The 11,747-nt window shown below is 62.2% G+C and carries 14 protein-coding genes; 11 read left to right on the top strand and 3 right to left on the bottom strand.

What is annotated here, in order from left to right:
• The first annotated feature begins 3 nt into the window (after positions 1-3).
• Positions 4-813: a MinD/ParA family protein gene (locus tag AC3WUT_RS07310; protein WP_492346408.1), complete on the top strand. Its 810-nt coding sequence runs from the start codon at positions 4-6 to the stop codon at positions 811-813.
• Positions 814-892: 79 nt separating this feature from the next.
• On the opposite strand, the gene icd is transcribed toward AC3WUT_RS07310, so the two are convergent.
• A complete protein-coding gene (gene icd, locus AC3WUT_RS07305; RefSeq protein ID WP_492346407.1) occupies positions 893-2,158 on the bottom strand; it encodes an NADP-dependent isocitrate dehydrogenase in 1,266 nt (421 codons plus the stop codon).
• 283 nt (positions 2,159-2,441) lie between these two features.
• Between icd and AC3WUT_RS07300 the strand changes: the two genes are divergently transcribed.
• Positions 2,442-2,909, top strand: a complete 468-nt coding sequence (locus AC3WUT_RS07300) for a DUF192 domain-containing protein (protein WP_492346406.1) — start codon at positions 2,442-2,444, stop codon at positions 2,907-2,909.
• A 114-nt stretch (positions 2,910-3,023) separates the two neighbouring features.
• Here the strand turns inward: AC3WUT_RS07300 and AC3WUT_RS07295 are convergent, their stop codons facing one another.
• Positions 3,024-3,605, bottom strand: a complete 582-nt coding sequence (locus AC3WUT_RS07295) for a Fe-Mn family superoxide dismutase (protein ID WP_492346405.1) — start codon at positions 3,603-3,605, stop codon at positions 3,024-3,026.
• 623 nt (positions 3,606-4,228) lie between these two features.
• Here AC3WUT_RS07295 and AC3WUT_RS07290 point away from each other — a divergent pair.
• The 6 genes from AC3WUT_RS07290 (at position 4,229) to adk (ending at position 8,141) form a co-directional block, all read left to right on the top strand.
• On the top strand, positions 4,229-4,864 hold the full coding sequence (locus AC3WUT_RS07290; RefSeq protein ID WP_492346404.1) for a MotA/TolQ/ExbB proton channel family protein: 636 nt from the start codon (positions 4,229-4,231) through the stop codon (positions 4,862-4,864).
• 6 nt (positions 4,865-4,870) lie between these two features.
• The gene (locus AC3WUT_RS07285) at positions 4,871-5,293 is read left to right on the top strand and encodes an ExbD/TolR family protein (RefSeq protein ID WP_492346403.1); all 423 of its coding nucleotides are present in this window, start codon (positions 4,871-4,873) and stop codon (positions 5,291-5,293) included.
• Positions 5,294-5,315: 22 nt separating this feature from the next.
• The gene (lpxK, locus tag AC3WUT_RS07280) at positions 5,316-6,374 is read left to right on the top strand and encodes a tetraacyldisaccharide 4'-kinase (RefSeq protein WP_492346402.1); all 1,059 of its coding nucleotides are present in this window, start codon (positions 5,316-5,318) and stop codon (positions 6,372-6,374) included.
• Positions 6,355-6,537 (top strand): Trm112 family protein, encoded by a 183-nt coding sequence (locus tag AC3WUT_RS07275; RefSeq protein WP_492346401.1) that lies wholly within the window; start codon positions 6,355-6,357, stop codon positions 6,535-6,537. Before lpxK ends, AC3WUT_RS07275 begins: the two co-directional genes overlap by 20 nt.
• Positions 6,534-7,307 (top strand): 3-deoxy-manno-octulosonate cytidylyltransferase, encoded by a 774-nt coding sequence (gene kdsB, locus AC3WUT_RS07270; RefSeq protein WP_492346400.1) that lies wholly within the window; start codon positions 6,534-6,536, stop codon positions 7,305-7,307. The genes AC3WUT_RS07275 and kdsB overlap by 4 nt, the downstream gene beginning before the upstream one ends.
• A gap of 177 nt (positions 7,308-7,484) precedes the next feature.
• Positions 7,485-8,141 carry an adenylate kinase gene (adk, locus tag AC3WUT_RS07265; RefSeq protein WP_492346399.1) on the top strand — a complete coding sequence of 219 codons (657 nt, stop codon included), beginning with the start codon at positions 7,485-7,487 and terminating at the stop codon, positions 8,139-8,141.
• A gap of 89 nt (positions 8,142-8,230) precedes the next feature.
• On the opposite strand, the gene AC3WUT_RS07260 is transcribed toward adk, so the two are convergent.
• A complete protein-coding gene (locus AC3WUT_RS07260; RefSeq protein WP_492346398.1) occupies positions 8,231-9,196 on the bottom strand; it encodes an asparaginase in 966 nt (321 codons plus the stop codon).
• 64 nt (positions 9,197-9,260) lie between these two features.
• Between AC3WUT_RS07260 and lexA the strand changes: the two genes are divergently transcribed.
• From lexA to AC3WUT_RS07245, 3 genes are all read left to right on the top strand, one after another.
• Positions 9,261-9,932 carry a transcriptional repressor LexA gene (gene lexA / locus AC3WUT_RS07255; RefSeq protein WP_492346397.1) on the top strand — a complete coding sequence of 224 codons (672 nt, stop codon included), beginning with the start codon at positions 9,261-9,263 and terminating at the stop codon, positions 9,930-9,932.
• 119 nt (positions 9,933-10,051) lie between these two features.
• On the top strand, positions 10,052-10,492 hold the full coding sequence (locus tag AC3WUT_RS07250) for a hypothetical protein (protein ID WP_492346396.1): 441 nt from the start codon (positions 10,052-10,054) through the stop codon (positions 10,490-10,492).
• Between the two features lie 222 nt (positions 10,493-10,714).
• Complete coding sequence (locus AC3WUT_RS07245) at positions 10,715-11,722, top strand: D-2-hydroxyacid dehydrogenase family protein (RefSeq protein WP_492346395.1); 1,008 nt, start codon at positions 10,715-10,717, stop codon at positions 11,720-11,722.
• Positions 11,723-11,747: the final 25 nt, after the last annotated feature.

The following is an 11,747-nucleotide window of genomic DNA, read 5'->3' as shown; positions in this document are numbered from 1 at the left end:
CAGATGAGCGAAGCGCTGAAACCCACCCCTGCGGAAGCTGTGTCGGCCAAGGTCCTGGCCATCACCAGCGGCAAAGGCGGCGTCGGCAAGACCTTTGTCGCGGCCAATCTGGCAGCCGCCCTGACCCGTCGTGGCCAGCGTGTGCTGGTGCTGGATGCTGACCTGGGCCTGGCCAACCTTGACGTGGTGCTGAACCTGCATCCCAAGGTCACGCTGCACGACGTATTCACAGGCAAGGCCACCGTGGACGAGGCCATTGTCAAGGCCCCTGGCGGCTTCAGCGTGTTGCTGGCTGGCTCGGGCATGGTCGAATATTCACGCCTGACACCCGAAGTGCGCGATGAGTTCGTGCGCGTTCTGCGCAGCCTGCTGCCGCGCTTCGACGTGGTGCTGCTGGATACCGGCGCCGGCATTTCCGATGTGGTGCTGTTTGCGGTCTCGCTGGCCGGAGAAGTCTTGCTGGTGGCCACGCCAGAACCCACCTCATTGACCGATGCCTACGCCGCCATCAAGGTGCTGTCGATGCAGCAAAAGCGCCGTCAGGTGCGCATGATCATCAACCAGACCGTGCGTCCTGGTGATGGTCGCGCCATCACCGGACAGCTGCAGCAGGTGCTGGACCGTTTCGTGAGCACCGACACCGGCCGGCCGGTGCGGCTGATCCACCTGGGTGACATTCCAGCCGACCCTTCGGTGCGTGATGCCGTGATGCGCCGCCAGTTGCTGTCCATCAACAACCCCAACAGCCCCGCCGCGCTGGCCATTGCTCAACTGGCCAACAAGATCGACGAAACCGTGCTCATCAAGGCCTGATATCGGGGCCACTCATTCAGGCCCGTCAGCGCTAAAACATATCCAAGACGCCGGGCGCACTGGCGCCCGGCAGGCGGCGTCACTCCTGCATCTTGTCGATGATGACCTGACCAAAACCCGAGCAACTGACCTGCACTGCGCCCTCCATCAGGCGGGCAAAGTCGTAGGTGACCTTTTTGCTCAGGATGGCCTTCTCCAGCGAGCGGATGATGAGGTCTGCGGCTTCTTTCCAGCCCATGTGGCGCAGCATCATCTCGGCCGAGAGGATCTCTGAACCTGGATTCACGTAGTCCTTGCCGGCATAGCGTGGCGCCGTGCCGTGCGTGGCTTCAAACATCGCCACGGTGTCCGACAGATTGGCCCCGGGCGCAATGCCGATGCCCCCCACCTGAGCCGCCACGGCATCCGAGATGTAGTCCCCATTGAGATTGAGTGTGGCCACCACGCTGTACTCGACTGGGCGCAGCAGGATCTGCTGCAGGAACGCATCGGTGATGCTGTCCTTGATCACGATCTGGCCACCCGTCTTGGGGTTGGGCACACGCATCCAAGGGCCCCCATCAATCAACTCGCCACCGAACTCCTTGGCCGCCAGCTCATAGGCCCATTCGCGGAAGCTGCCTTCGGTGAACTTCATGATGTTGCCTTTGTGCACGATGGTCACATTGGGCTTGTTGTTGTCGATGGCGTACTGGATGGCCTTGCGCACCAGGCGCTCGGTGCCCTCTTGCGAGACCGGCTTGATGCCCAGGCCGGAGGTTTCAGGAAAACGGATCTTGGTGATACCGAACTCGTCGTGCAGGAACTTGATCAGGCGCTTGGCCTTGTCGCTGCCGGCCTCGAACTCGATGCCGGCATAGATGTCCTCCGAGTTCTCGCGGAAGATCACCATATTGGTCTTTTCAGGCTCCTTGAGCGGCGAAGGCACACCCTTGAAATACTGGATGGGGCGCAGGCAGACGTAAAGATCCAGCTCCTGGCGCAAGGCCACGTTGAGCGAACGGATCCCACCCCCTACAGGGGTGGTCAACGGCCCTTTGATGGACACCAGGTAGTCGCGCACGACCTCCACGGTTTCCTCAGGCAACCAGACATCCGGGCCATACAGGTGGGTGGCTTTTTCGCCGGCAAACACCTCCATCCAATGGATTTTGCGCTGCCCACCGTAAGCATGAGCCACCGCGGCATCCACCACTTTCAGCATCACTGGCGTGATGTCACGCCCCACGCCGTCGCCTTCAATGAAAGGAATGATCGGGTGATCGGGCACCTTGAGGGTCTTGTCCGCATTGACGGTGATCTTTTCGCCCTGCTCGGGAACCTGGATATGCTGATAACGGGTCATGGACTGACGTCTCCGGTGAGGCTGAACAACTTAGCAAATGAAGTAAAACGCCTGATCTTAGCGCCTGTGCTTGCCACCCATGAGCGCCCCGCTCAAGGCCTTGCACCCAGAGACCGGCATCACCTGGCGACACCGGCTTGGAGCGGCTGCTTCACAACCCCCGGCCAAGGCAAGAGGGCTGTGCAAAGTTGCCCTGCTGCACCGGTCAGCGCTGTCTTTTTAGGCCAAAATGGAACGCTGATGCTGACCGCATTTCTGGGTCGCACCACTGGATCAATCCACCATGAAACTGCCCCGCCGCCACCTGTCCCAGGCTTTGCTGTGTGCACTGCTTTCTTTCTCCGGCCTCACGGCTCATGCACAGGAAGGGCCTCAGCTCAACCTGCCCCGTGTGCAGCTGTCTGCAGGCATGTACCAGATCGATGCCCAGGTCGCCTCGGCACCTGTCGAGCGCCAGATCGGACTGATGAACCGCCCCAACATGCCTCAGCAGGAAGGCATGTTGTTCGTGTTCGAGGTGCCTGCAACACAGTGTTTTTGGATGAAGAACACGCTGCTGCCACTCACCGCCGCCTTTGTGACCGACGACGGCACAGTGGTGAACCTGGCCGACATGAAGCCCCAGACCACCGAATCCCACTGCAGCAGCAAACCCGTTCGTTTCGTTCTGGAAATGAACCAAGGATGGTTCCAGAAGCGAGGCTTCAAGGCTGGGCTCAAGCTCAGCGGCCCGCCCTTCGACAAACGTTGATCCGCCAGCCGCAGGCCTGCTCAAGTTGACACCAGCCCAAGAAAAATGCCACCCGAAGGTGGCATTTCAATGAGGGCGCGCGGTAAGCCACGCCCCTGCAGAGGCCGGATGAACTCAGGCGAAATTGGCTTCCGCGAAACCCCAGTTGGCCAGCTTGTCGAGGAAGGTCTCGACAAACTTCGGGCGCAGGTTGCGGTAATCGATGTAGTAGGCGTGCTCCCACACGTCGACCGTCAGCAAAGCCTTGTCAGCGGTGGTCAGGGGCGTGCCTGCGGCACCGGTGTTGACAATGTCAACGCTGCCATCGGCCTTCTTGACCAGCCAGGTCCAGCCCGACCCAAAGTTGCCGACAGCCGACTTGACGAAGGCTTCCTTGAAGGCGGCATAGCTGCCCCACTTGGCATTGATGGCCGTGGCCAGGGCGCCGGTGGGCTCACCGCCACCGTTGGGCTTCATGCAGTTCCAGAAGAAGGTGTGGTTCCAGATCTGGGCTGCATTGTTGTAGATACCGCCGCTGGAGGTCTTGATGATCTCTTCCAGGGTCTTGGTTTCGAATTCGGTCCCCTTTTGCAGGTTGTTCAGGTTCACGACGTAAGCGTTGTGATGCTTGCCGTGGTGAAACTCCAGGGTTTCCTGGGAGTAGTGCGGCGCCAGTGCATCGATGGCGTAAGGCAGTGCGGGCAGGGTATGTTCCATGGTTTCCTCGTGTGGTTTATCGTGAAAAAACAGCTTTGCTGGCGCATTGTAGGAACTAATTGGGGTGACCATGCGACAGCCCCCGATCAACCCGCCCATTGGCCCAGGATCAGTCCCCACGGGTGCACAACCCGCGAAGTCCACGGCCCACGGACGACGCGCGAACCGCCCCGGATCAGACCTTGGGCATCACTCAAGCCTTCAAGGCAGCATTGATGCGGCCTGGCGATAGAAAACACCCGATACAGCCCGCAAACACTGGGGTTTCAGCCCCCATTGGCGCCCCTCGGGCCTTTGCAGGCGCCTTGGCATGGGCAAGTACTCCACAAGCGAGGGCGGCCGCTGATCGCATATTGCACCCCGCCCAAAGCATCTCCAAAGCCAGCAAATACGTCATAACTCATTGATTTAATTGGTTTTTTTACATGCTTATTTTTTAATCAAAGTAGAGAAGTGACCGTTTGGCGCCATCTGGAAGCGATTGCGACCGAGTTCCCCACAAAGTTATCCACAGATTTTGTGAGTGACTGAGCCGTCCTCCGAGGCGCATGCCGTTCGTCACTGCAGCCCCCCAAAGCTCCGCCATAATCCGGTGCGGAACCACACCCTCTGGGAGAGACCCTTTGCTTTCGATCATTCAAGCCGCTGGCTGGCCCATCTGGCCCTTGCTGGTCTGCTCCGTGCTGGCGCTGGCGCTCGTTCTGGAGCGTCTGATCAGCTTGCGGCCCTCCCGGATCGCACCGGACAGCCTGCTGGACGAAGCCCTCACCGTCTCGGCCCATGGCCTGCCCTCCAGCGAGGTCGTGCAACAGCTCGAACAGAACTCGGCACTGGGTGAAGTGCTGGCCAGTGGCTTCAAGACCTTGTTGCAGCACCCCCACTGCACCGAAGCCGAGCTGCGCACCGAATTGGAGGGCAGCGGCCGACGTGTGGCGGCCAAACTGGACAAAAACCTCAGTGCCTTGGCCACCATTGCGTCGGCAGCCCCCTTGTTGGGCCTGCTGGGCACCGTGATCGGCATGATCGACATCTTCGGCTCGCAGTCTGCTGGCCCGGGGGCGCTGAGCGGTGGCACCAACCCGGCCCAACTGGCCCACGGGATCTCGGTAGCCCTGTACAACACCGCCTTCGGCCTGATCGTGGCAATCCCCAGCCTGATTTTCTGGCGCTACTTCCGCAGCCGTGCCGACGCCTACCTGCTGACCATGGAACTGGCCGCCGAGCGCCTGCTGCGCCACCTCAACACCCTGCGCAAGTAAGGCCCCATGAACTTTCGCCCACGCCGCCAGGATGAGCCTGAAATCAACCTGATCCCCTTCATCGACGTGTTGCTGGTGGTGCTGATCTTTCTGATGCTTTCCACCACCTACAGCAAGTTCACGGAGTTGCAACTGCGCTTGCCGCAGGCCGATGCCGATGCGCAACGCGACTATCCCCGCGAGCTGATCGTCAGTGTCAGCGCTGACGGCCGCTTTGCCGTCAACAAGGTGCCGGTGCCGGGCAACCCCGACAGCCTGGCCATGGCCATGGCTGAAGCGGCCAAAGGCGGCCGCGACACCGTCGTGGTGATCAGCGCGGATGCCAGCGCCACCCACCAGTCGGTGATCAGTGTGATGGAAGCCGCACGGCGCAGCGGGCTGTCCCAGGTCACCTTTGCCACCCAGTCTCCCCGGGCCGGCAATCGCTGAGCCCTGCTGACAAGCTCGATCCATGACCCGATCCAAGACGGGGCTTTCGACACGCCTGCTGCAGGCCTGGCAGCACCGAGGGCTGGTGGCCTGGGCCTTGTGGCCCCTCTCGCGGGTGCTGGGGGCCTTGGTGGCCCTTCGGCGCATCGCCTACCGGCGCGGCTGGCTGGCCAGTTACCGGGTGCCGGCCGTGGTGATCGTGGTGGGCAACGTGGTGGCCGGCGGTGCAGGCAAGACACCCACCGTGCTGGCCTTGGTGCATGGGTTACGCCAACGCGGACTGGCGGTCGGGGTGGTGTCACGTGGGCACGGTCGTCAAACCGACGATTGCCGCGAGGTCACGGCCACCAGCGAGGCCCATGAAGTGGGGGACGAGCCCCTGTTGATTCAGCGCCGCAGCGGTGCACCGGTCTTTGTGGCACGCCAGCGGGCCCAGGCCGCCCAGGCCTTGTTGCACCGCCACCCCGCGACTCAGGTGATCGTCTGCGACGATGGGCTGCAGCACCTGGCCCTGCAACGGGACATTGAGCTGTGCGTGTTCGATGACCGAGGGGTTGGCAACGGTTTTCTGCAGCCCGCCGGCCCGCTGCGCGAGCCCTGGCCTCGGCCCGTGGACCTGGTCTTGCACACAGGGGATCACCCCGCCTTTGCGGGCTACCGGGCCCATCGACAATTGGCCCCGGTGGCATTCAACGGGCACGGCCTGAGCTGCTCGGTCGACAGCTTGCGACAGCGCAACTGGCACGCCGTCGCAGGCATTGCCCATCCGGCACGGTTTTTCAGCATGTTGCAAGACCTGGGACTCCGTGTGCAACAGACCACGGCACTGCCTGATCACCATGACTTCCGCGACGGAATTCCCCACAGCCCGGCCGGACTGGACCTCATCTGCACCGAAAAAGATGCCTACAAGCTGTGGGCCATCCAACCCGACGCCTGGGCCTTGGCACTGCAATTCGAACCCGAGCCGGCATTCTGGGACGACCTGCAGCAGCGACTGGATGCGGCGCTATCATCCAAGCCTTCCCTTCGCACCACCTCTGAACAAACACCCTCTCCGCATGGACAGCAAACTTCTTGAACTGCTGGTCTGCCCCGTGACCAAGGGCCCGCTGACCTACGACAAACAACGCGAGGAACTGGTGTCCCACAGCGCCCGCCTGGCCTACCCGGTTCGCGATGGCATCCCCATTCTTCTGGAAAACGAGGCGCGCGCCCTCAGTGACGAGGAACTGGGCCTGTGAGCTACACGGTTCTGATTCCGGCTCGGCTGGCATCGTCGCGCCTGCCGGACAAACCGCTGGCCGACATCGCAGGCCTGCCGATGGTGGTGCGTGTGGCGCGCCAGGCCCAGTTGAGCCAGGCCGCCACCGTGGTGGTGGCCGCAGACGATGCGCGTATCGTGGCCGCCTGCCAACAGCACGGTGTTCAGGCCATCCTGACCCGGGTCGACCACCCTTCGGGCAGTGATCGCCTGGCCGAAGCCTGTGGCGTGCTGGGCCTGGCTGACGATGAGCTGGTGGTGAATGTCCAGGGCGACGAACCGCTGATCGACCCCGGCCTGATCGACGCCGTGGCCGCGCTGCTGCGCCTGCACCCTGGTGCCAGCATGAGCACGGCTGCGCATGCCATCGAATCATTGGAAGAGTTCACCAACCCGAATGTGGTCAAGGTGGTGCTGGAGGCCTCGGGCCTGGCACTGACCTTCAGCCGGGCACCAATCCCCTGGTCACGAGACATGGCCGGGCAGGCTTGGTGGCGCAGTCCGGTTGCGGCCGGGCTCAAGCCCTTGCGCCACATCGGCATTTACGGCTATCGCGTCGGCTTTCTGCGTGCTTTCCCCAAGCTGCCTCAAGCGCCCATCGAAGTGGTGGAATCGCTCGAACAAATGCGGGCCGTGTGGCACGGACACCGCATTGCGGTTCACCTGAGCGAGCAGGCCCCAGGGCCCGGCGTCGACACCCCTGAAGACTTGGCACGTGTGCGAGCGCATTTCAGCGGGCTCTCGGCCTGAATCTGCGCGCACCCCGGGCAATCGGGGACCCTGCGCTTTGTCACAAGCGTAAGGATGGCGCAGGCCTGCCCATGCTATCCTCTGGACCAAATGAGCACTGCATCTGCCTTGGCCCACCGGGGTCAACTTGTGCGCAGCCAGTGGTGCCGGCCGATTTGACACTATCCGAGGACTTCCATGAGACTGATTCTGCTGGGCGCGCCAGGCGCGGGTAAAGGCACGCAAGCCACCTTCATTTGCCAAAAGTACGGCATCCCCCAGATTTCAACAGGCGACATGCTGCGTGCAGCGGTCAAGGCCGGCACACCCCTGGGCCTGCAAGCCAAGAGCGTGATGGAGTCTGGCGGCCTGGTGAGCGATGAGTTGATCATCAACCTCGTCAAGGAACGCATTGCCCAGGCCGACTGCGCCAATGGTTTCCTGTTCGACGGCTTTCCCCGCACCATCCCTCAAGCCGATGCCATGAAGGCAGCCGGCGTCAAGCTTGACTACGTGCTCGAAATCGATGTGCCCTTTGAAGCCATCATCGAGCGCATGAGCGGCCGTCGTTCACACCCGGCTTCGGGTCGCACCTACCACGTCAAGTTCAACCCGCCCAAGACCGAAGGCCTGGACGACCTCACCGGTGAACCGCTGATCCAGCGCGACGACGACAAGGAAGAAACGGTCAAGAAGCGCCTGGAGGTCTACAGCGCACAGACCCGCCCCCTGGTGGACTACTACGGAAACTGGGCCAAGGACGATGCCGCAGCAGCCCCCAAGTACCGCGCCATCAGCGGCATGGGTTCGGTCGACGAGATCACGACTCGCGCACTGCAAGCCCTGGCCAGCTGAGCCCGGCTCAGACGGCCGGCCAGAAGCCACCTGCGGGTGGCTTTTTTGCGCCCGGAATGAGCGCCGTCACCCTTCGCCAAACCAGTAACTCAAGCCAGCAACTGCAACAACAAGGCCACTCGGGCCTTGACCGGGTTCAGCCCAGGCACCACGGGCCAGCCACCGGCCTCCGTGACCAACACCGGGCCAAAGGCACAGCGAGAACTGCGAACGACAGCCACACCGGTTGCTGCCGCCCGCTGCAGGGCTTGATCCAGGCCCTGATTCAGGGTGCCATTGCCGGTTGCAGCAATCACCAAGCCCCGCACACCCTGGGCCACCAAGGCATCGACCTCTCGGCCTTGCGCGCCGGCATGGCTGTAAAGCACCGAAACCCAAGGCCAATCGGCCGCAGGCAGCGCCAAACAGGCCGCTGCCAACGCGGCGGGCCGGGCACCCGCCCCACCCGAAGGAGCCGTTCGCAACCAGTTCACCTGGCCCTCATACAGGCGAGCACAAGGACCGACGTCACCCGAACTGAATGCATCCGGCTGATAGGTGTGAACTTTCTGCACCACACTGGCTTCGTGGACCAGGCCTGCACACACCACCAGAACCCCCGCTGCCCGCGGGTCGCGAGCCACCGCCACGGCATCCACCAGATTCTGCGGACCATCCGGCGCCAACGCAGTCGCCGGCCGCATGGAACAGGTCAGCACAACGGGCTTGGCACAGTGGCCCAGGGTGGCGCCGAGGAAATAGGCGGTCTCTTCGAGCGTATCGGTGCCATGGGTGATGACCACGCCTTGCACAGCGGGATCGGCCAGCCAATGCAGGACACGCTCCAGCAGCACCTGCCACGTCGGGTGGTCCATGTCCTTGCTGTCGAGCTGAGCCACCTGCTCGCATTGCACGGTGACACCCTGCGCCAAAGGCAGCCCCGCCAGCAGATCCGCCACCCCGCGTTGCGCAGCACGGTAGCCGATGTTGTCATCGGGCCTTCCCGCCTCGCCCGCGATCGTGCCTCCGGTCCCCAATACAACAAGGTGCGAAGAAGTCGTGATGTTGGCTTGCATTTCAGAAAAAACTGGTCAAAAATACAGTTACTGGATATTAAAACAGCCCTCAGGAGCCGCCACCATGGACATGCCCAAGCTCACCGCACGACAGCAACAGATTCTGGAACTGATCCAGAGCGCCATCGGCCTCACCGGTGCTCCGCCAACCCGGGCTGAAATCGCATCCGAGTTGGGCTTCAAATCTGCCAATGCGGCTGAAGAACACCTGCAAGCGCTGGCACGCAAAGGGGTCATTGAACTGGTCAGCGGTACTTCTCGCGGCATCCGGCTGCGTGGCGAAACCTTGCGCCAACTGAATCAAAGCCGCGACCCTCAATTCTCCTTGCCCCTGCCCGGCCTGAGCCAATTGGCACTGCCCCTGATCGGACGAGTCGCCGCAGGCTCACCGATTCTCGCCCAAGAGCACGTGGATCAAACCTATTACGTGGAAAACAGCCTGTTCCAGCACAAGCCCGACTACCTTCTGAAGGTGCGCGGCATGTCGATGCGTGACGCGGGCATCATGGATGGCGACCTGCTGGCAGTGCAATCCACCCGTGAAGCCAAGAACGGTCAGATCATCGTGGCCCGCCTCGGTGAAGAGGTCACGGTCAAGCGCCTGCGCAAGACACCGCAGCACATCGAACTGATCGCCGAAAACCCGGACTTCGCCCCCATCATCGTCCAGCCGGGTGACCCTTTCGAGATCGAAGGGCTGGCTGTTGGCTTGATCCGAAACACGATGCTGATGTAAAGCGGCTGGCCTGCGCAGGTGGCGGGCGTTTGAGGCAAGGTGTCCTTGTCGAAACCCTGCGCTGGCTCCATCTTTCAATCCTGCCTGTGTTCAACCCCTGAATCGAACTGGAGTTTCACATGGGAAAGGCATTCACCACTGCCGTGCGTTGGCTCGCGCCTCTGAGCGCCATCTTGGCCCCTCGACGCACCCACAATGCAGGCTTGAATGACGCCAATCTGGGCGCGCAAGCCTCCAAGCGGATGACATCGGGTTGCGAAGCACCTCCCCCCATCCCACAGGCATCCCAGGATCTGGTCGGCATCGCCCTCGAACAGGCGGTGGCCACGGTGCCGGTGGATGCACGAGCCGACCGCATGGACCGCGGGCCTGTCGCCACAGCCCCCCAGGTGCACTCGAGCCCCTCGTCCTCCAGCCTGCGCCCCCTTCGTGTGTTGCGGATCCGGGAAAGCTGCCCCAACCCTCGACAGGCTGGTCGACTGGTGATTTCCGGACGCATGGCCGATGTGTGTGCCGAGCTGGAGCGCTTGGCTGCCGCCCATCCCGGATTGGTGCATTGACAATGATCGGCTCTACCCCGGGCTGAATCCGGCGTACCCCAATCGACCCGCCTTGGGGCCCAAAAAAGCGCGCATCGTGCCCCAAGACTTCGGGCCTCGCGATTCATCATCTATCGCAATGTCCTACGCTGAAGCGGGCAAATGCCTGCATTCACCCAAACCGGTTCCATGATCCATCCCCTCCAGGCCCGATGCCCACCCCAGGCAGGGCACAATCAGGGGATGAACATTGTGATTCTGGACGACTACCAAGACGCAGTGCGCAAACTCAATTGCGCAGCACGCCTGGACCCCTTTTCCGCCAAGGTTTACACCAACACGGTGAAAGGCCTTGGGCAGCTGTCCGTGCGGCTCAAGGATGCGGAAGTCATTGTGCTGATTCGGGAGCGGACCCACATCACCCGCCAACTGATCGAAAAACTCCCCAAACTCAGGCTGATTTCACAGACGGGACGGGTGGGCAGTCACATCGATGTTGGCGCCTGCACCGAAAAAGGCATTGCGGTGGCCGAAGGCGTTGGCTCGCCTGTTGCCCCTGCTGAATTGACCTGGGCCCTGATCATGACCAGCATGAGGCGGCTGCCTCAATACATCGCCAACCTCAAGCATGGCGCATGGCAACAATCGGGTCTGAAATCTGCCTCCATGCCGCCCAACTTCGGGTTGGGCAACGTGCTGCGGGGCAAGACCCTGGGCATCTGGGGGTACGGCAAAGTGGGTCAGCTGGTCGCCAGCTATGGCGCTGCATTCGGCATGAATGTGCGCGTCTGGGGGCGCGAGGCATCGCGGGCCCAGGCTTTGTCCGATGGCTACCAGGCGGCCAACAGCCGCGAGGAGTTTTTCGAGCAGTGCGATGTGTTGAGCCTGCACCTGCGCCTGAACGATGACACCCGTGGCATTGTGACCCTCGAAGACTTGTCACGCATGAAATCCAGTTCGCTGATCGTCAATACATCACGAGCCGAGTTGCTGGAGCCCGACGCCCTGATCGCCGCGCTGAACCGGGGCCGTCCCGGCATGGCTGCGGTGGATGTGTTTGAAAGCGAGCCCATTTTGCAGGGACATGCCCTGCTTCGCTTGGAAAACTGCGTTTGTACGCCCCACATCGGTTATGTGGAACTCGACAGTTATGAGCTGTACTTTGGTGCGGCATTCGACAATCTGGTCAACTACATCCGCGGTACGCCCACCAACATCGTCAATCCTGGGGCGCTGCAGGTGCGGCGCTGATCGGACAGCCAGCGACTCGACGGGG

The sequence above is a fragment of the Curvibacter sp. EU05-FHT14A10 genome (assembly GCF_058791075.1).
Note: the sequence above shows the minus strand (reverse complement) of the source record. Positions and strands in the feature narration are given on the sequence as shown.